At 60.5% G+C, this 19566-nt stretch carries 17 protein-coding genes; 6 read left to right on the plus strand and 11 right to left on the minus strand.

The window, feature by feature from the left end; all coding sequences use genetic code 11:
- The first annotated feature begins 4 nt into the window (after nucleotides 1-4).
- From G439_RS0109955 to G439_RS0109970, 4 genes are all read left to right on the plus strand, one after another.
- Entirely contained in the window at nucleotides 5-1300 is a 1296-nt protein-coding gene (locus G439_RS0109955; RefSeq protein ID WP_083940867.1) for a VIT1/CCC1 transporter family protein, read from the plus strand.
- A 9-nt stretch (nucleotides 1301-1309) separates the two neighbouring features.
- On the plus strand, nucleotides 1310-2014 hold the full coding sequence (locus G439_RS0109960) for a trimeric intracellular cation channel family protein (protein WP_026459603.1): 705 nt from the start codon (nucleotides 1310-1312) through the stop codon (nucleotides 2012-2014).
- Between the two features lie 194 nt (nucleotides 2015-2208).
- Nucleotides 2209-3741: an amino acid permease gene (locus G439_RS11925; protein ID WP_040435036.1), complete on the plus strand. Its 1533-nt coding sequence runs from the start codon at nucleotides 2209-2211 to the stop codon at nucleotides 3739-3741.
- Nucleotides 3742-3857: 116 nt separating this feature from the next.
- Complete coding sequence (locus tag G439_RS0109970) at nucleotides 3858-4643, plus strand: HNH endonuclease family protein (protein ID WP_026459604.1); 786 nt, start codon at nucleotides 3858-3860, stop codon at nucleotides 4641-4643.
- 133 nt (nucleotides 4644-4776) lie between these two features.
- Here G439_RS0109970 and G439_RS0109975 read toward each other — a convergent pair whose 3' ends face one another.
- The 4 genes from G439_RS0109975 to G439_RS0109990 all read right to left on the minus strand — a co-directional run bounded on the left by G439_RS0109975 (nucleotide 4777) and on the right by G439_RS0109990 (nucleotide 8642).
- A complete protein-coding gene (locus G439_RS0109975) occupies nucleotides 4777-5370 on the minus strand; it encodes a response regulator transcription factor (protein WP_051125771.1) in 594 nt (197 codons plus the stop codon).
- A gap of 183 nt (nucleotides 5371-5553) precedes the next feature.
- A complete protein-coding gene (locus G439_RS11930; protein WP_022869044.1) occupies nucleotides 5554-6774 on the minus strand; it encodes a sensor histidine kinase in 1221 nt (406 codons plus the stop codon).
- Nucleotides 6775-6797: 23 nt separating this feature from the next.
- Nucleotides 6798-7637 carry an ABC transporter permease gene (locus G439_RS0109985; protein WP_022869045.1) on the minus strand — a complete coding sequence of 280 codons (840 nt, stop codon included), beginning with the start codon at nucleotides 7635-7637 and terminating at the stop codon, nucleotides 6798-6800.
- Nucleotides 7638-7640: 3 nt separating this feature from the next.
- On the minus strand, nucleotides 7641-8642 hold the full coding sequence (locus G439_RS0109990) for an ABC transporter ATP-binding protein (protein WP_022869046.1): 1002 nt from the start codon (nucleotides 8640-8642) through the stop codon (nucleotides 7641-7643).
- Nucleotides 8643-8857: 215 nt separating this feature from the next.
- Here G439_RS0109990 and G439_RS11935 point away from each other — a divergent pair, with 215 nt between their 5' ends.
- Nucleotides 8858-9520 carry a VanZ family protein gene (locus G439_RS11935; RefSeq protein WP_022869047.1) on the plus strand — a complete coding sequence of 221 codons (663 nt, stop codon included), beginning with the start codon at nucleotides 8858-8860 and terminating at the stop codon, nucleotides 9518-9520.
- A 98-nt stretch (nucleotides 9521-9618) separates the two neighbouring features.
- Here G439_RS11935 and G439_RS0110000 read toward each other — a convergent pair whose 3' ends face one another.
- The 4 genes from G439_RS0110000 to G439_RS0110015 form a co-directional block, all read right to left on the minus strand.
- Nucleotides 9619-11601, minus strand: coding sequence for an ABC transporter ATP-binding protein (locus tag G439_RS0110000; RefSeq protein ID WP_022869048.1), 1983 nt, complete (start codon nucleotides 11599-11601; stop codon nucleotides 9619-9621).
- The gene (locus tag G439_RS0110005) at nucleotides 11598-12566 is read right to left on the minus strand and encodes an ABC transporter permease (RefSeq protein WP_022869049.1); all 969 of its coding nucleotides are present in this window, start codon (nucleotides 12564-12566) and stop codon (nucleotides 11598-11600) included. Before G439_RS0110005 ends, G439_RS0110000 begins: the two co-directional genes overlap by 4 nt.
- The gene (locus G439_RS0110010) at nucleotides 12559-13485 is read right to left on the minus strand and encodes an ABC transporter permease (protein ID WP_022869050.1); all 927 of its coding nucleotides are present in this window, start codon (nucleotides 13483-13485) and stop codon (nucleotides 12559-12561) included. The genes G439_RS0110005 and G439_RS0110010 overlap by 8 nt, the downstream gene beginning before the upstream one ends.
- Before the next feature lie 708 nt (nucleotides 13486-14193).
- Nucleotides 14194-15816, minus strand: coding sequence for a peptide ABC transporter substrate-binding protein (locus G439_RS0110015; protein ID WP_022869051.1), 1623 nt, complete (start codon nucleotides 15814-15816; stop codon nucleotides 14194-14196).
- Between the two features lie 218 nt (nucleotides 15817-16034).
- Here G439_RS0110015 and G439_RS11940 point away from each other — a divergent pair, with 218 nt between their 5' ends.
- Nucleotides 16035-17099: a carbohydrate kinase family protein gene (locus G439_RS11940; protein WP_022869052.1), complete on the plus strand. Its 1065-nt coding sequence runs from the start codon at nucleotides 16035-16037 to the stop codon at nucleotides 17097-17099.
- A gap of 99 nt (nucleotides 17100-17198) precedes the next feature.
- On the opposite strand, the gene G439_RS0110025 is transcribed toward G439_RS11940, so the two are convergent.
- The 3 genes from G439_RS0110025 to G439_RS0110035 are packed head-to-tail and all read right to left on the minus strand — an operon-like array spanning nucleotide 17199 to nucleotide 19313.
- Nucleotides 17199-17990: a hypothetical protein gene (locus G439_RS0110025; protein ID WP_022869053.1), complete on the minus strand. Its 792-nt coding sequence runs from the start codon at nucleotides 17988-17990 to the stop codon at nucleotides 17199-17201.
- Nucleotides 17987-18892 carry a hypothetical protein gene (locus G439_RS12280; protein ID WP_022869054.1) on the minus strand — a complete coding sequence of 302 codons (906 nt, stop codon included), beginning with the start codon at nucleotides 18890-18892 and terminating at the stop codon, nucleotides 17987-17989. Before G439_RS12280 ends, G439_RS0110025 begins: the two co-directional genes overlap by 4 nt.
- Before the next feature lie 16 nt (nucleotides 18893-18908).
- The gene (locus tag G439_RS0110035; protein WP_022869055.1) at nucleotides 18909-19313 is read right to left on the minus strand and encodes a hypothetical protein; all 405 of its coding nucleotides are present in this window, start codon (nucleotides 19311-19313) and stop codon (nucleotides 18909-18911) included.
- Nucleotides 19314-19566: the final 253 nt, after the last annotated feature.

Here is a 19566-nt window from a genome sequence, read left to right on the forward strand (position 1 = left end):
CCCCATGACTTCCACGATCCGCCCCGGTTCCTACACCACTGGAATCGGGGCGGATTCGGGTTCCCGCAACCTCGCCCCAGGAGAACCATTGCCACAGGACGAACCTCGAACAGGCGCCACATCCGCACAACGGGATGCTGACGCACAACCAGACTTTCCCGCTCCAAGCGACACCAACACCCCACAACCCCCAACCCCGAACGCCACGCGCGCCCAAATCCGCCGGTGGAGGCGCCACCTCGCCGAAGAACGCATGGAAGCTCGCACCTACCGCGCGTTGGCAGAACGGCGCACCGGCGAGGAACGCGAAGTCCTCCTTCAACTGGCCGAAGCCGAACGCCGCCACGAGGAATACTGGCTTGCGCTCCTAGGTGACAAAGCCCTCCCCGCCCCCAGGCCCCGCCTTTCGGCCCGCATTAGCGCCTGGCTCGCGCAAATTTTCGGCACAATTTTCATCCTCGCCATGGCTCAGCGCGCAGAACAGCGCACCACCTACGACATGGACGACGACGCCACCGACCAGATGGCCGCCGACGAACACATCCACGGCGAAGTCATCCGAGGCCTCACCGCCCGCTCCCGCGAGGCGCTCGCTGGCACTTTTAGAGCCGCAGTCTTTGGAGCCAACGACGGCCTGGTCTCCAACCTTGCCCTCGTCCTGGGAGTTGCGGCTACGGGAATGAGCCCCGGCCTCGTCCTGGCTACGGGTGTTGCAGGCCTGCTCGCAGGCGCTTTGTCGATGGCCGCGGGCGAGTGGGTGAGTGTGCGCAGTCAACGCGAGCTGCTTGACGCTTCGATCCCCGACCCCGAAGCGCACCAGGCTGTGCCAGCCCTCGATGTTGATGCGAATGAACTGGCTTTGGTGTTCCGCGCTCGCGGTGAGTCCGAGGCTGACGCTGCCGCCCACGCTGCCAAAGTGTTCAGCCAGGTTCGCAAGCCAGCTGGGTCAGAGTCCGGCGTCATTGCGGTGCGCGCAGCCTTGGGCGATGGGGGCGTGAATGGGGCCGGAGCAGGAGACCAGGTGGGAACGCCGTGGCGGGCCGCGGCCTCATCATTCGTGTTCTTTGCAGTGGGTGCGCTGTTGCCGCTGCTGCCCTACATCTTCGGGCTGACGGGCGTGACCGCGATTATTGTGGCCGCCGTGATCGTGGGGGCTGCCTTGCTGGTGACGGGCGGGATCGTGGGCGTTCTTTCAGGTCAGGCCCCATTGCCGAGGGCGATCCGCCAGTTGCTCATTGGTTACGGAGCTGCTGCCGTGACCTATTTGCTGGGTGGACTATTTGGCACGGTCGTCGCGTGACGGCACAATATTTTCGTGCTTGACACACTGAACGAGACTCTGCCGGATCTTTTCCGCGCCATTGACCTGCTGGGAGTGCTGCTCAATGGCATCCTGGGCGGGCGCTTGGCGCGCATGAAGAACTTTGATGCGGTGGGGTTTGGAGTGTTGGCCATTATGTCGGCGCTTGCCGGCGGCATGTTGCGCGATGTTCTGTTGCAGTCGGGTCCTCCGGCGGCTCTGACAGACCCGTACTACCTGGGAACTGCCTTGGTGGGTGCGGGTATTGCCATGCTGTGGAAGTTGGAATCGAGGCCGTGGCGTATTGCGCTGGTCATTGCAGATGGCACGGTGCTGGGGTGTTGGGCGGCCACGGGTGCGCTTAAGACTTTGGATGCTGGTTTTTCGTGGATTCCGGCGATCATGCTGGGCATTATTACGGCTGTTGGTGGCGGGATGATCCGCGATATTTCAGCCGGTAATGTTCCCCAGGTTTTTGGGGGGAATAATCTTTATGCGACGCCTGCTTTGGTGTCGGCCACGATCCAGGTGATCTTCTATCGTTACGAGTTGTCCACGATTGGGATGTTGGTGGCGATCATTGTGGGCATGGCCTTCACGGTGTTGTCGCATTGGCGTCGTTGGCAGTTGCCGCAGACGGGGGAGTGGACTTTGACTCTGACGGCGTCGCAGTTGCGCGCCATCATGGCCCTGCGCCGCGAAGGACGCCCATAACTCCCCCGAAGGACGCCCAATTTGCGGTGCTAAACCCATGCGCAGAACTCGGTGCCCGCATGCCGATCATCCCAGTCTCACCCAATGTCGCTTCATACCAAGGATGTGACCCCAGGCCCCCCGACGGCCTAACCTTTCCAGGTTGCCCGTAGCTGACCAGGACAATCGGGCCCGATGAAAGGCGACCAGTGACCATGAGTCCGTATCCCCCAACACCAGCTAACAATGCCGCGCCCTCGCGCACACCTGAACACGCAACCCAAGCAGGCGCGCCCTCGGGCGGCCGACGCTTCAAAAAACGCCACCTGTCCATGATGGCAATGGGTAGTGCGATCGGCGCCGGATTCTTCCTGGGCACGGGCGTTGCCGTATCCGAGGCCGGACCGGCCGTCCTCGTTTCCTATGCGCTGGCCGCACTCATCGCCGTCTCTGTGATGTTCTCGCTGGCAGAACTGGCGTCCGCGCTGCCGTCGACCGGATCCTTTTCCACCTACGCCGAAGCGGGTATCGGCAGGTGGGCGGGCTTCACGTCCGGCTGGCTGTACTGGGCGATGCTCATTATGGTGCTTGGCTTGGAAATTACCGGCGCCGCGGCGATCTTCATCGGCTGGTTCCCCTCCGTACCTCAGTGGGTGGTGGCCCTGGTGATCGTTGTGATCCTGGGTGGCATTAACCTCATGGCTGCCGGAGATTTCGGCGAGGTCGAAGCCTGGCTGGCGGGCATTAAAGTCGTCGCGATCATTGCCTTCCTCATCATCGGTGTTGGCCTGATAACCGGCGTAATCCCAGGCCGCAGCGAAGGGCTATTCGACACTCTCATGGGACACGGAGGCTTCATGCCCCAAGGCATGTCCGGCATCGCGGTGGCCCTGCTGGCCATCATCACGTCCTTTGGTGGCATTGAAATTGTCACCATCGCCGCCGCCGAGGCCGATGATGCGAAGGCCGCGATGGGCGCTGCGATCCGCTCGGTGATTGTGCGAATCTTGGTGTTCTACGTGGGTTCGGTGATGTTGCTGATCCTGCTGTTGCCGTGGAATTCCCCGGATATGGCGACCAGTCCCTTTGCTGCGATCTTGGAAATGGCTGGCGTTCCGGCGGTGGCTCGCATTATGGAAGCGGTCGTCTTTATCGCTCTGATCAGTGCATTTTCAGCGAATATCTACGCGTCGAGCCGCATGGCGTATTCCCTGTCTGCCCGCGGTATGGGCGTGCGTTGGCTGCTGGGGCGTGACGCGGGTGAGCTGGGGTCGACGATGGCCGAGGCTGGCGCGTCAGTTGACGGTGTGACTGCGGTTCTCAGCGAAGAGGGTGAAGGCGATATTGCCCGAGGCCGTACGCCTCGGAGAGCCGTGTCGGTGTCGATTTTCTTTGCGCTGGTGTCGGTGGCTTTGAATTGGCTGCTGCCCGAAATTTTGTTGGGGATCCTCATCAATTCGGTGGGCATGGTTCTGCTGATTATTTGGGTGTTCATTCTGGTGGCGCAGATGCGTTTGCACGATTCGTTGGAAGAGTCGGGGCGGATGGCGATTCGGATGCCGGGTTGGCCGTGGCTGCCGTGGGTTGTGTTGGTGGCTTTGGTGGTCGTGGCTGGTTTGATGGCGTGGAATCCGACGGCTCGCCAGCAGTTGATTGCGATGTCGGTCCTGACGGTGATCGTGGTGTGCCTGTTCTTCGTCAAGGATTGGTGGATGAAGCGCCGCGCCGGCCGCGTGGCGCAGCTCTGACGTATTGACGAGGACGAGCCCTGTGGATAGGACGCAGTTGCCCATGCCATGTTTGATGATGGTGTGAGTTGGTTGAGCGCCCTCGTTGGGCGCTGATTTTGGTGATGGGAGACAACATGTCGCATCGTGGGCGTCGGCGCAGGAGTAGGCGCTGGGGTTTGGGCGATGCGGTGGTGTGTGTTTTGATCGCGTTGATCTTGGTGTGGGCTTTTGTTCCCGGTGTGGGGCCTGATCTGGCGCGTCTGGAGTCGCGTTTTGGGCGGAAAGTTACTTGGCCTTGGGATGAGTTGGCGTTGCCCCAGGCTTTGCCGGGAGCTTCGCCAACGGACTTGCCCGACTCTGAGGCGGCCTCCCAATTACAGGGTCTGCGGGTGCGGTCAGTTGGGGAGTCTTTTGACGTGCCCGAATATCAGCGCGATCAATTTGGTCAGGCGTGGGCGGATGAGGATCACAATGGCTGCGATACTCGCAACGATGTGTTGGCCAGGGACTTGGCGCGCCCGACCTTTAAGCCGGGGACTCATGACTGTGTGGTCTTGTCGGGCACCTTGGCTGAGCCGTATGTTGGCAAGATTATGGAGTTTCAGCGGGGTCAGGACACGTCGAATTTGGTTCAGATCGATCACGTTGTCGCGTTGAAGGATGCGTGGCAGTCTGGGGCATGGAAGTGGGATTTAGCGACGCGCCAGGCTTTCGCGAATGATCCGGAGAATCTCTTAGCCGTTGATGGGCAAGCCAACCAGGACAAGTCTGCTTCCTCGGCGGATACCTGGCTGCCGACGAATAAGGATTTTCGCTGCGAGTATGTCAGCCGTCAGGTTGGGGTGAAGTCTTCTTACGGTTTGTCGGTGACTCAGACGGAATATGACGCCATGGCGAAGGTTCTGGCCTCCTGCACCTAACACCGCCGAGAGCAGACCTTATGGTTGTTTTTTAACCATTTTCAGCCGATTTTTGACCATAAAGTCTGCTTTCGGCGAAGGGGGGTGCGGGCAGGGGAACGAGGGCGTAGCAAGCGGGGAATAATCGGGGCGCCTACAGCCAGCCGGATTCGGTGGCGATACGCACGGCCTCTGCCCTCGTGCGCGCCTGAGTCTTGAGCATTGCGGCAGACACATGATTCCTCACCGTTCCCTGGCTCAACCCCAAAGCTGCGGCAATATCAGCGATGGTCCCGCCCTCGGACACGGATCGCAACACATCTGCCTCACGATCAGTGAGCGGCGAGGCTCCGCGCGACAAAGTCTCCACCGCCAACGTCGGATCTATGACTCGTTGGCCTGCGGCAACGCGGCGCACAGCATCAGCTAATTGTTCGGAGGGCGCGTCCTTAACAACGAAACCACTAGCGCCCGCGTCCAAGGAACGCTGGACGTAGCCTGGCCTGCCGAAGGTTGTCAGCATGAGCACTCGCACGCCCCGATGGGCAGACAGGATGGCTTCGCAGGCAGTAATACCATCCATGCGCGGCATCTCCACATCCGTTAAGACAACATCGGGCAACTGATCGGAGTTTGAGGACGCTACAGCGGACAGGAACTCTAAGGCCTCCACCCCGTTAGAGGCCTGGCCGACGACCTCGATGTCTGGTTCTAAAGCGAGCAGGGTGGCGAGGGCGCCGCGAACCATCGCCTGATCGTCAACGACGAGGACTCGGATCACGCCAGACCTCCGACCTTACGCGAATCGCTCGGTACAACGGTGCCCATACGCACGATCACAAACTCCCGTTGTCTAGGTTTGAATGTTCTTTATCAGTGATGAGGCGTTGCCTCGCTTCTAACCATGCAGTCGCGCAGGTGCCCTCGTTGCTCATGCTTCAACTTTAAGGGCGAGGTCAAGCACCCAACGGCCATCCTCAACTCCAGCGGTGACCGTCCCCGCCTCACCAACCCGCTCCCGCAGGCCAGCAAGCCCAGAGCCAACGCGATCATTGTCGAGCAAACCGTCATTGACTACCTTGACCCCGTCCGAACGCAGGGTCACCGTAACAACCGATGGCGCCGCATGGTGCAGAGCATTCGTCACGCCCTCGCGGATCGTGTGGGCCACCAAGGTCGACGGTGCACCCGGGGCGGGCTCGCCCTCGTAAACGACTTCGAAACGAGCTCCGATTGCTTGGACGAGGCCGCGCGACTGCTCGACTTCAGTTTCTGGCAAAAGGGTTCGGTTCTGGGCGACCACGGTTCGTACATCCGCCAGAGCTGACCGGGATAGTTCTGTAAGTTCGTCGATCTGTGTGCGCGCCTCGTCGCTGCGTCCTGCGTCGAGCAACCGTCCGGCCAGGTCTGCTTTGACCGTGATTCCGGTGAGGGTCTGGCCAAGGATGTCGTGCAGGTCGGCTGAAATTCTTGAACGCTCGACCTCGCGTTCCAAGAGGAGTTCGTGCTGGTGCCGGACACTTTCGCGGCGGTCTCTTTCCACGCCGTTGCGCGCCAGTAAGCAAATGACCAGGGTCATGCAAACGGTGAGGATAGCGAAGTGTTGCTCACCGGGCACCAGAAGAATCTCGAGCGCAACCAGCACTACAGAGAACCCTGTTGAGGGAATCAATAAAGGTTTGGGCGAAAGCAGAGCGGCGATTGATGCGATGTAGCAGACCATGTATGCGCCGCCGGTGATCTGCTTGGCCTCGGGGAGAAGAACGAGGGATTCCATCCCAACCTGTGCGGCCACCACCAGGACAAAGGACACGACGAAGCGTTTTGTTATGCGCGGCGATAGCGGCGCGGGAGGGTTAATAATCCACGCGGCGATATAGGTGATGGCCAGGGCTGCGGTGCTTGTCAGCAGGTAGGGGACCACCGGATGGGACCATCCGGCGCGAATGGCAGCGGTGATGGGGAAGATGAGGAACACCAGGAAGGGTGTGGCCCACGCCAGCGAAATGAGCCGGTCTTTGGGAATGCCGAGGACGCCCACGTTCTGTGAGTTCGTTGTTGAGGTGGGGTCATTGTGCGAGGTTGTCGTTGGTTTCTGGGCCTGGGGGACAGTTGCCAACCCGGCCTCGCCCTCGTCAAATGCCCTAGCCATAGTCGTGATCCTAGCCTTCCCCGTCAACGCCCCGTGTCGCGACGCTGCGCCCATACGGCCACGCCCGCGAAGAATACCGCCCAGCCCAGCCACGTCGCAGCCCACTGCCATTCGAACGAGTCCCACCCAATCAGCGGAACTTGAGCCAGCTTCATCATCCCGTAGAAGGGCGTCCACGGAGCAACTGCGGAGAAGAACTCACCCATCTGCTCCAGCGGCATGAACATGCCGGACATGAAGGAACAGACCACGGTGATGATTGAGGTCAGGGCAAACACCCCATCTGAACGCACGAGGTATCCGGCGGCCAACCCCAAAGCCGTGGGCATCATGGTGGCTACCAAGATGATCAGCGCGGAACCAATCCACGCAGCCGGTTCCATAGTTGCACCGGTGGTGGCGCCGATCGTGTAGACGAGGGCGAGCACGACGGCGCTGATGAGGATGGAAGCCAGCAGTCGTGCAACAATGAGCGCGCTGGACAACATGGGGGTCAGGGCATAGAGCCTGCTCACGCCTGAGACTCGTTCAAGGGAGACGTTGGCACCCATTGATGACGAGGTCATTATGACCCCGTAGATCGCCATATTGACTAAGATGGCGGCGCTGACGTTAGCGTGCCCGATGTTGGTGTCGGCGAAGGTGGCGTCGGTGCCGAACATCAGGTACATGAAGATCGGTAGTGCGATGGAAAAACCCAGCGAGAACGGGTTGGTGATGAGCTTCCAGAAGTTCCACCACGTCAAGGTTGGCAGGCCTTTCCAGCCCGACCCCACTTTCCGCGAGGGACGCCCAAAAGTCTGGCGAGGGACGCCCAAGTTGGCATGCTGTGAAGGGTCGTTCACTACGTTTGGTGTGGTCATCGTTCAGTCCTGACAATCATCGGAGTCGACGAGGGAGGCAAACGCGTCCTCAAGGGTGGCGGAGGTCAGCTCGAGGCTGTGGGTGCCCGCAATGTTGAGCAGGGCGCGGGCGGCGTCATCTAAATCGTGACCGCTAACAGTCAGCGTGCGTTCTGTGGGAGCTGGGGCGCGATTGCGCTTGGCTGCCGGCGAGTCCGCGGAGGCAGTATCGGCCGAGGACGCGGCGCCCACCTCGTCGGCCCAGGACACTTGCCACCGATCGGACTGCGGCAGATTAGCGAGGGCGGCCTCGGCCTCGTTGACGCTGGAAACCGGAACAGAGATGGTCAGCTGGGATTGCGTGGCGTCACGGCGAATGTCTTCGGTGGCGCCGTCGCGGATGATGCGTCCACCGCGCATGATTATGGTGCGTTCAGCGAAATCCTGGGCTTCAGCTAGGTAGTGGGTGGCGAAGACGATGGTGCAGCCAGCGTCTGCCTGGTGTCGCATGAGCTCCCAGAAACGTCGGCGGGCCACCGCGTCCATCCCGGCAGTAGGTTCATCGAGGATCAGGAGTTGCGGGTCGGGCAAGAGAGCCAACGCCAGGCGGACCCGTTGTTGTTCGCCTCCGGAGAGTTTGCCGACGCGGCGCTTGGCTAGGGCCGTTAGGTCGGTGCGTTCCAGGATGTCGTCGAGGGGGAGCGGCTGGTCATGGGTGGCGGCGAAGAGCTTGAGTGTTTGAGTCACCGTGTATTCGGGCAATAGCGCACCGGTTTGGTGGACGACGCCGACGAGTCCGCGGCGAATGGCGTCACGCGGGGCCATGCCAAAGATTTGCGTTGAGCCTGTGGTGGGCTTTTGGAAACCGATGATCATGTCAATGAGCGTGGTTTTACCGGCACCGTTCATCCCCAGGAGGGCCATGATTTGGCCGCTGGGGACATCAAGATTGACGTCGCGCACCGCGGTGAAGGAGCTGAAGTTTTTGGAGACTTCGGCAACGCTGATTGCCTGTGTTCTTGTCATGACTTAATCCTGGTGGCGAGCTGGCTGTGGCAGAAGTGTCGTCTGAGGCAAGGTTTCCCATGACATCTGTCATGGGAGTTGTTGGCCCCCTCCCGCCGAGAGCAGACCTTATGGTCGTTTTTGGCCTGTTTTTAGACGATTTTTGCGCATAAAGTCTGCTCTCGGCGGAGGAGGGGCTTCGAGGTGGGAGGAGAAACCATGGGACGATAGGAGCTATGAACAGCGCAGCGGATTGGCTTTTCGACGCCGGCGTCGTCCTTGTCCTATCCGTTGTCATCACTGGTGTCTGGTGGATGCGTGGCCATCGCTCCCGCCTATGGCTTCTGACCTGGCTCTACCTTGCGACCCTGATGGTTTTAACAACTCTGCCGCTGCCGGACGATCCGGCCTCGTGGTGCGCCCGCCGAGTGGACTGGTCGAATCTGGTGCCGGGCGGTTCCCTCGTGGGGATCGCTGACCTTGTTGCGGCGGGTAGATCGTGGCGAGCTGGGATTTACGCGGTCCAAGTGGTGCTCAATATCGTGCTCTTTATGCCTTTCGGCGCGCTGCTTGAAGTACATTTTGGCGCGAGCCGACGTCTTCTGAGCCGCCGCTGTACGTCTTCGTCGGGTGATGCTGGTGGTCTGCCGCCGTCGAGCCGTGTGATGTACGAGGGCGAGCCCCGGCCTCGTGAACACCCCTGGGCGACCTTGGCGTTGTGGACGCTTATTGGATATGCCGTGTCCTGTTTGATTGAGCTGACCCAGTGGACCGGCCTTTACGGCGTTGTTCCTTGCTCATATCGGATTGCCGACGTCGATGACGTCATTATGAACACCCTCGGAACCTTCGCGGGCGTGGTCGCGGTGCGCACGTGGTGGAAGGGACGCACTCCTTAAAACTGCGCCGAGAGCAGACTTTGTGGTCAAATCTGGCCCGTTTGAGGGCCAAAAACGACCATAAGGTCTGCTCTCGGCGGAAGGGGCGTAGGTAGCCCTTAAAGATTCAGCTGGATTCGGCGGCCGGGGACCGCGTCAATCAGATCGCGCGTGTAATCCTGAACCGGGTTGTTGAACAGCTCGTCGGTTGTATTCTGCTCAACCAGTTTGCCTCGCTCCATGACCACCACGTCGTCAGCAATCTGGCGCACCACAGCCAGATCGTGAGTGATGAACAGATAGGACAAGCCAAGCTGTGCTTGCAAATCATTGAGCAGGTGCAGAATCTGGTTCTGAACTAGTACGTCCAAAGCGGACACGGCCTCGTCCAGAACAATCACCTCAGGGTTCAGAGCCAAAGCGCGAGCCACAGCCACGCGCTGACGCTGACCGCCAGACAGCTCATTGGGGTAGCGACGCATCGCCGAACGCGGCAACGCCACCATGTCCAACAGCTCTGAAACCCGCTCAACGCGCAGACGTTTCGGATTGAGTGCCTTCTTCTCAGCAGCCGTCAGCTCACGTCCAGCAGCACGCACTTCCATGATCTTTTGGATCCATGCCTCGGGCTCGCGGCCGGTAGCTTGGGCGCGCGCAAACTCCTGCTCCGCGTACTGGGCCGAACCGTAGCCGTGAACCAGCAAAGGCTCCTCGATCAGACGGTAAATCGAATACATCGGATCCAAAGACCCATAGGGGTTCTGGAACACAGCCTGCAGGCGGCGGCGGAACGCGAAAAGTTCCTTATCGGAAAACTTCGACGTGTCCTGGCCGTCAAAGAACACGCGACCTGATGTGGGCTTGAGCAGATGCAGAATCATGTTCGCCGCAGTGGACTTGCCCGAACCAGACTCGCCCACAACCGCCAGAGTGGTTCCACGCCGCAGTCCGAAGGACACGTTGTCAACGGCCAGCAGCTTCTTGGCTTCGCCCTTGGCACCACGAATGTCGAACTCGCGAGTCAGATTCTCAACGCGAATGATCTCGTCAGTAGCAACGGCTCCCTTGCCGGCGCCGGTCAGTTCCTCTTCCGTCACCGAAATACCGCGCGCATGAGCCGACTCAATGCGAGCAGACGCCAACGAGGGCGCAGCAGACACCAGGCGCTTCGTGTAGGGGTGCTGCGGGTGCTGGAGGATTTCCAGCGCCGGTCCCGATTCGACAATGCGACCACGGTGCATGACGATGAGTTGTTCGGCGCGCTCGGCAGCCAAACCCAAGTCGTGGGTGATGAACAGGACCGCGGTCCCTAGGTCGCGAGTCAGCATCCCCAGGTGGTCGAGGATGCGGCGCTGTACCGTCACATCCAGGGCAGAGGTCGGCTCGTCAGCGATGAGCAGCTTGGGGCGAGCAGCCAAACCAATGGCAATGAGGGCGCGCTGGCGCATGCCGCCGGAAAACTCGTGCGGGTACTGCTTGGCGCGACGCGCCGCGTCTGGTAGGCCGGCTTCGTCAAGGAGTTCAGCGACTCGCCTGCCGGTCTGAGAGTTCGGCACGACGTTATTTGCCGTGAGGGCTTCCTTGACCTGGGTGCCGATGCGCAGCACCGGATTGAGGTTGGTCATCGGGTCCTGGGGAACCAGGCCAATGCCGGAGCCGCGCAGCTCAACCCATTCCTTGGAGGACAGGTTGGTGATGTCTCGCCCATCGAATTCGATGGAGCCTGCGGTCACCTTGCCCGTGCCTGGCAGCAGGCCGATAACGGCGGCAGCTGTCGTGGACTTGCCGGAGCCGGATTCGCCAACGATGGCGACCGTCTGGCCGGGGTAGATGGTGACGTTTGCGCCGCGCACAGCGGGCACCATGCCCGTCGAGGTCGTGAAGGTGACCTCCAGATCGGTGATCTTGAGCAGCGGGGCCTCGTCGTCGGGGTGGAGCTCGCCCTCGCCCTCGGCAGTGGTGGACGGGTCGAGGACGACGCCACCTTCAGCGGTCGCAGGTTCGGCGGCGGAGGCGCCCTCGTCACCCAGGACGATCCGGTTGACGGCTTCTTCGAACTGCTCCTCGGTGGGAGTTTGCGGGGTCTGTTCGTTTTCGCTCACTTGCGGGCCTTCGGGTCGAGGGCGTCGCGCACGGCGTCACCCATCATGATGAAGCTGAGAACGGTCATAGCCAGGGCGCCTGCTGGGTAGAACAGCACCATCGGGCTGGAACGCAGCGAAGCCTTGGCGGCGGAAATATCGGCGCCCCAAGACACGATGTTTGGCGGCAAGCCAATACCCATGAAGGACAGGGATGCCTCGGACACGATGAACGTGCCCAGAGCAACCGTCGCGTAGACGATGATCGGGGCCATCGCGTTGGGCATGATGTGGCTCATGAGGATGCGGAACTTGGATGCGCCGGTGGCGCGCGCCGCGGTCACGAACTCTTCGTTCTTAGCCGTCATGACGGCGCCGCGGGTAATACGCGCAATCTGAGTCCAACCGAACGCACTGAGCACCAGGATGACCATCCACACGTTGCGGTGTTCCTTGAACATCTGCATAAAAACGATGGCGGCCAACAGCAGTGGAACCGCGAAGAAGATGTCGGTGATGCGCGACAGGACCGAGTCGAACCATCCGCCGAAGTAGCCGGCCAACGCACCAATGGCACCACCGATAATGGCCACCATGATGGTGGTGACGACGCCAACGGTGACCGAGGCGCGGGCTCCGTAGATCACGCGGGCGTAGATGTCGCAGCCCTGGCGGTCAAAACCGAAGGGGTGACCGTCGGTCGGGCCGGCCTGCGAGTTGGCCAGTTCGCAAAAACGCGGGTCTTGGCTGGTGAAAAGCTGGGGGATTGCGGCCATTGCGATGGCGAAGAGGATGATGAATGCGGCGACCCAGAAGATGGGGCGTTTGCGCAGGTTTTTCCAGGCTTCGCCCCACATGGACGAGGGTGCAGAGTCGTCTGCAACGGCGTCGACTGCACCCAGGCCGGTTTCGTCGATGTCGGAGACGTAGTGGCTTTGTCCAGCGCGGGTGCGCGCGATGTTGGCTGAGGGGATGTACTCACTCATAGCGGATCCTCGGGTCGAGCACGGCGTACAGGAGGTCTACGACAAGGTTGGCGAAAATGTAGACCAGGACCAGCACTGTGGTCACAGAGACGACGGTTGCGGGTTCGCCTTTGATGATGGCTTGCCACAGGGTTCCGCCGACGCCGGAAATGTTGAAGATACCTTCGGAGATGATGGCGCCGCCCATGAGAGCTCCGAGGTCGCCGCCCAGGAAGGTGGCAACGGGGATGAGGGAGTTACGCAGGATGTGGCGGCTCATCACTTGGCCGCCGGGTAGGCCCTTGGCGCGTGCGGTACGCACGAAGTCGGCTGAGACGTTTTCGGACACCGACTGGCGGGTCAGGCGAGTGACGTAGGCCAGGGAGACGCCGCCTAGCACGATGGCGGGCATTGTCAGTGACTGGAAGTTGACGTTGACGCCCACGGTGGTGGGGAACCAGCCGAGTTTGACGCCCAGGATGAACTGCAACAGGAAGCCGAGGACGAATGTCGGAACCGAGATCAGCAGCAGGGAGAAGACGAGGATGGTTGAGTCGAATACCTTGCCGCGTCGGATGCCTGCGATCACTCCGAGGATAATGCCGCCGATAGCTTCGATTGCTAGCGCGTAGAGGGCTAGGCGAATCGTGATGGGGAAGGCGTGTGCCATAACGGAGATGACGGGCTGACCGGAGAAGGTGTTACCGAAGTCGAGGGTGAATACGCCCTTGAGGTAGAGCAGGTATTGCATCCAGAACGGTTTGTCCAGATTGTATTCAGCCCTGATCTCTGCGGCGGCGGCCTCGGAGAGGCCACGGTCTCCGCCAAGCGCCTGTACGGGGTCGCCTGGCATGAGGTAGACCATTGCGAAGATCAGGAACGTCGCTCCGAAGAAGACCGGGATGGTCTGCAGGAGGCGCCGTCCGATGTAGCGCAGCATGGAGTGGTCCTTCGACTCTGTAGTGCGGCTGGATGTCGCACTGATGGGACGTTGTCGTCACGAGGGCGGCAACGGTGTGCGAGGCCCGGTCGGGGACGCACACTCTCGGCATCATAGGGTAAAAGATCGGCAAACGATATTTTGTGAGACGCTGAACGGGGCATGATCACATTGTGGAATCGCATCTGAGTGCTGTCTGGGCGCCGTCTGGGAATGGTTTGGTGGTCTGCTGGGCTTAACCCTGACCTCCCCACCCGCGAGGGACGCCCAAAAGTCTCGCGAAGGACGCACATCTTTCCCGCGAGGGACGCCCAAGTTGGTGGCACCGTGCGAGGGTGCCGCCCGGACCCCCGTTACGTGGTGAGAACCACCGCTGCCTGCCAGACCCATCGCAGCTCGCCCAGATTGACGGTTGCGCCCAGCCCCACAGTTACCCGGCGAGAACCACAGTTACCCGCGCAGACCCACCGTTAAGTGGTGATACCTGCTCGTAGACGAATCGGCGTCGGCGCGTAACGGTGGATCTCGACGCGCTTCTTCATACGTTAGCGAAAGGGCAGGGCCCTCACCCGCAAACGAGGGGCGAGTGACAGGGCAGAAACCCCTCAACCACAAACGAGGGGCGGATGGGAGAAATCCGAAGAAATCCCCATCCGCCCCTACGCCAGCGAATCGTCAGATCAAAGCATCTGCTTCAATCTCAGAACATCACTTCTTGGTGATGTCGGTGTACAGAGCCACCGAATTCCAACCGAAGACAACGTTCTCAACGTTCTCGGACCAGCCACCGTTGACGTTGGCATACCACAGCGGAATGGCCGGAAGGTCCTGGAACAGAACAGTCTGAGCCTTGTCGAGGATCTCGTTCGATTCCTCAGTGGTAGCTGCCGAGGCGGCCTGAGCCAGTAGCGAGTCGAACTCTTCGGAGGAGTAGTCGCCGTCATTCGCGCCAGCGCCGGTGGCGTAGATCGGTGCCAGGAAGTTGTACTTGCCCGGGTAGTCGGCCTGCCAGCCGGTACGGAAAGCGCCCTGGATCTTGCGGTTGGTCACGTCATCGCGCAGTGACTTGAAGTCCGGGTATGGGGCGCCTTCGGCGTCGATACCCAGGTTGTTCTTGATCTGGTTGGTGACGGCGTCAACCCAAGCCTGGTGTCCACCATCAGAGTTGTAGCCGATAGTGAAAGTGCCGGAGAAGGGAGCGATGGCCTCAGCCTGTGCCCACAGTTCCTTAGCCTTATCGGCATTGAAGGTCAGAACCTCGTTGCCTTCGACGGACTCATTGAATCCGTCGACGACGGGGGAGGTGAAGTCCTTGGCGGGGGTGCGGGTGCCCTGGAAGATGGTTTCGGTGACCTCTTCGCGGTTGATGGCCATGGAGATGGCCTGGCGACGCAGCTTGCCCTCTTCGCCCGAGAAGTGCTCGAGGTTGGTGGGAATGGTGAAGCTCTGGAAGATGGCGGCAGCCTGGTTAACGGAGCGGCCAGCGAGCTCGTCCTCGTAAGTGGAGAACGCCGAGTCCGGGATTGCATCCAGGACGTCGAGGTTGCCACTGGTCAGGTCGGCGTAGGCCGCATCCTGGGAGGCATAGAAGATGATCTGGACACCGTCGTTCTGGGGCTTCTCATCGCCGACGTAGCCGGGATTGGGCACCAGGGTGATCTGAGCGTTGTGCTCCCAAGCGTTTTCATCCTTGAGCATGTAGGGGCCGTTGCCGACCGGGTGCTCGCCACCGGCTTCGGGATCAGCCAGGGTCGAGTCGGGCAGCGGAGCGTAGGCGGAGTAGCCCAGGCGCGAACCGAAGTCAGCTGCCGGTTCCTTCAGCGTGACGGTGAAGGAGTAGTCTCCGGTGACCTCGAGGCCGGTCAGGTCACCCGCGCCCTCTTCATCGGCGCCGACGATGGGTGCGTAGAAGTAGGAGGAGAGCATGGCTTCCTTGGCGCCTAGCTTCCATGCGTCGACGAAGTTGTGCGCCTGGACGGGGGTGCCGTCGGTGAAGGTGCGATCCTCGTTGAGGGTGATGGTCCAGACGGTGGCGTCCTCGTTGTGCTCGATGGACTTAGCGACGTCGTTTTTAGCGGTGCCGTCGGCTTCGTAGCGGACGAGCTTGGAGAAGATCAGGTCGATGATCTTGCCGCCGCCGACCTCGTTGGTGTTTGCCGGGATCAGGGGGTTCTGGGGCTCGGAGCCGTTGGTGGTCACGTAGTTCGTGCCGCCGGTGGAGCCGGAGTCGGAGCCGGAAGCTGCGCCATCGGTTGAACCGCCGCCGGAGCAGGCGGTCAGGCCGAGCGCGAGGATGGCGGGAACAGCCAGCCATGTCCTCTTGAGGTTCATGAAGAGTCCTCCTGTTGAATGGGTACGTCCGGCGGAGAAAAACGCCGAATACTCGGGCAGTCTATGCATGGATACCTTTGGGCTGCGTCTTGAGACCGTCATGTGGTCGTTACAGTTAAGTAACGAGAGGTCACGATTGTGTAAAGCGTTCTTTACTTTCTGCACCGTGGGTGCCCGAACTTTCGCCAATTACGCGCGGGTAATGAGAAGGTAGAGCAATGACTCCGACACGTGTCTGCGTTGCAGGGCCGTTAACCCTCTCACTCGTCATGGGGCCGCTGGCCCACGAGCCCCGCCTCGGCGAAGAACAATTCGTTTCCGAATCGGCGCTGACCCCCGGCGGTTCGGGCGTCCAAGCTGTCGCCATGGCTAGGCTCGGCCTGGACACTGAGTTGGTCACCACTATTGGTATTGACGAGGCCGGCGCCGTCGTGCGCGACATGCTGGTTCGCGATGGCGTCGACCTGACGTGGGCGACCAGGGTTCCGCGCCAGACTGTCACCGCGTCGTTGGCGATGGGTGCGGATCGTGCGCTGACGACCTTCGGGTCTTTGGATGTGCCGCCGCTGACTGTTATTACGGAACGCCCCTCCGCTCTGGCTTCCGAGCTGCACGTTGTGGGTGCCAATATCGACACTATTGCGTCGTGGCGTCATGGCATTGGCGAGGGCGAGACACCAACGTGGGTGCTGTGCGGGTGCCGCTGGGATGCGACGGGGGAGTGGAAGTCGTCTGACCTGACGGCCTTGGACGAGGTCGATATGTTCGTCCTCAATCAGATCGAGGCCGCGAACTACACGCATAAGAGCAGTGATATTGACGCGTTGCGTCAGTTGGCGTGGCATACGCCCGGAGTCATTATTACCAGGGGCAACCTTGGGGCGGTGGCCATTATTGAGGATGAGGAAATCAATCTTCCTGCTGCTCCTGCCCAGGCTGTTGATACGACGGGTGCGGGAAGACCGTTCACCGCGGCGCTGGTGTGGGCCAAGATGCGGGGGCTGAGCGGGCGCGCTGGGTTGTCGATGGCGCTGCTTGCTTCGGCGAAGTCCACTGAGAAGGTGGGGTCACTGTCGGGTGTGCCAACGTTGCAGGAGCTGCAAGAGTGGACTCTTAAGCGCGATGTGCCCGAAGGTTATGACCTGTCGTTCCTTGATATTGATGATGCGGATGGTAACGGTATTCCGGATCATCTTGAGGCTCCCCAGGACGATGAGCGCCACGAATCTGGGTTTGAGAGCGCCGAGGATATCGCCGACGACCTAGCCTCCGACGACGACTAACCCCTCCCCTCTCTCCTCCCCCTCCGCTTCACCCCGCGAGGGACGCCCAAAACTCCCGCGAGGGACGCACAAAACCGTCATCGGCGCCAGTTGTTGGCTCTACAAACCTTCAGTTGCCGCCTCCAGCTGCAGCAGTCCCGCAACAAGCGCCCACGCCTGCGTACCTGGCAGGGGCACCAAAGCACACTCCCCATCCACAGGGACCCCGCCCTCGCCAATACCGAAAGCAGGCGCCTCGACCTGATAAAGCATCGCCGGAGTGCGCAACAGCGTGATGTGATGACTCAATCCCCACCCGTCCTCGGTCAACTCTTCGCGGAAAATCAGCGAAAGCGACCAGGATCCGTCACGCATGGCTTGGCCAACGAGGGAATCATCCGGTCCTTGCGATCCCGTGTCGGCCAGAACCTTCGCGCTGGTGGCAACATCTCCGGTGCGTAGGGCTTCCAGTGCCGACGCGGGAATCCACGGTGGGCCGTCGGAAACTAATGCTGTCGGTTGGAGGTTCGTATTAGATACGAGGACGTGCCCAACCTCGGGCGCGTCAACGGCGTACAGGTGGATGCCGTCGTGGTCTGTGCGTTCGACCGTGGTAGACGTTGGCGAAAGCCACATTCGTAGGTTCGTCACCTGCTCAGGTGCAGATGGATTGACGAGGACGGAGCAGACCCTGTGCTCTGCGGATTCCAGAGCCTCGAAGATCGGGCGAGCATTGGGAGTGAGGCCAAGACTGTCAAGGATGCCAAGTTCAGCCAGGCCTGTTTTTGCGGCTTCATCGAGGGGCATGCGTTGCTCGATTGGCCCGGTTAAAGCCGCGTGTAACGCATTGAGCTGCTCTTGAGTGACGACCGCGATGGGGCGCTGCGGGTTTGTCGGGTCCAGACCTGTCATCGTTCAACCTCCATTGTTGCAACCATTTCGAGGGCGGTCTGCGACAAGTTCGGGTAATCCGCGCTCAAACAACTAAAGGTGGCTGTCCACAAAGCGGGGCCGTCCTCGTCAGTATGAACCCACGCCCATTGGATGAGAGTCAGGGAATCCTCATTGAGGATGTAGATACCTGTGCGGAACACCCCCGACCATGAACGGTTGTGCGGAGGCCAGGGCGCGTCCTCGATGAGCAGTAGGCCAGGAATGTTGCGCACGAGCGCATCGCGAGAGTCGGCAAGGACTGCTTCCGGATCTACATCCTTATCGATAGGGGTTCGAAGGACGACAATGTTCGGAGCAAAACGAACAGTCTTGGGTGGTTTGGTGACAATGAGTCGGACATCATCTGCCGCGGTACCCAAGGCACCTTCGGGAAGTTGGTCCGCAGTGATGGTTGTCCAATCATCCGGGGTGCTGATGCTGATTTTTTCACCCATATGTGTGTTCCTAAGTTGGGGGGCATTGAAAGAACTTTGCTGTTGAATACCCGCGAAGTGTTTCTGTATGTCGTTTTGTGCCTTTTGGCGCCGTTTGGCCTCCCGTTTAGCCGGATACATCCAGTCGGGCAGAGGAAAGGGGATGACACCGAGGACGGCGATGGCCAGCAAGAAGAGTGCGGCAAACACAAAGATTTTTTTAAGAGTTTCAGGCCCACTGGCGGCGTCAATGATCATTCCGATTCCGGCGAGGAAGAAAGATGCTGCTCCGGCGGGGTAAGTGACCGCGCTCAGATTCTTTCCTAGACCGAAGTGATCTTCCATCGCACGGCCCATTTGACCAACGATGTTGTCGGAAAACATTTCGCACCACCAGGTCCACAAGACCAGCGCGCCGAATACAGTGCAAGCTAGAGCGGTCAGCATATTTGGCGTCCTTCATTCAATGCCAAAGTGAACTAATGCCAGAATTCAAAGCGTCCCCGATCTTACTTCCGACTCCGCTTCCGATCATGCCTCCCACGATTCCCCCAACAATGCCGCCAACAGCAATACCAACAGGGCCGCCGACGGCGCCGATGGAGGCTCCCAGCGCAGCTCCTCCTTTGGCTCCCAAATAGGCGCCGACTGTGGTTGCTGCAGATTGGGTGGTGGCGCGGGCAATCTTTTCGCCCTCGCCCATAGACGGATTACGAGAATCAGACTGGTACTGGTTAACGAATGAAGTAATCGCGGTGACTGCTGTGCCAGCTCGACTGGCCCACTTCATGGCGGGTTGGGCTTTCTGCAGAAGAGGCGAGACCTTCGATGCCCATGTACTCGGCTTCGCATTGAACCAGTTCTCCATCTGCCCTCTGGCGAAGAACAACGCGATCCTGTTCGTCGGCGGAGGAACTAACCTGATCCCCTTGTTCCCTCCCTTTCCGAGTCCCTCGAAGTTTGGAAGAAGGCGCGCGGGCCACGCAGTGACAAGCCGTGGAGGAGATTGAAGGAGTCCTCCGTCCGACTGAGGATCACCCCAGCCATACCGAGAAGCGTGGGTGAATAGACTAGTCCTCTGAGCTGTTCAGCTACTGGCGAGGCGCTGATAGCTCGACAGG

It is taken from the genome of Schaalia vaccimaxillae DSM 15804, assembly GCF_000420425.1.
GTDB lineage: Bacteria > Actinomycetota > Actinomycetes > Actinomycetales > Actinomycetaceae > Pauljensenia > Pauljensenia vaccimaxillae.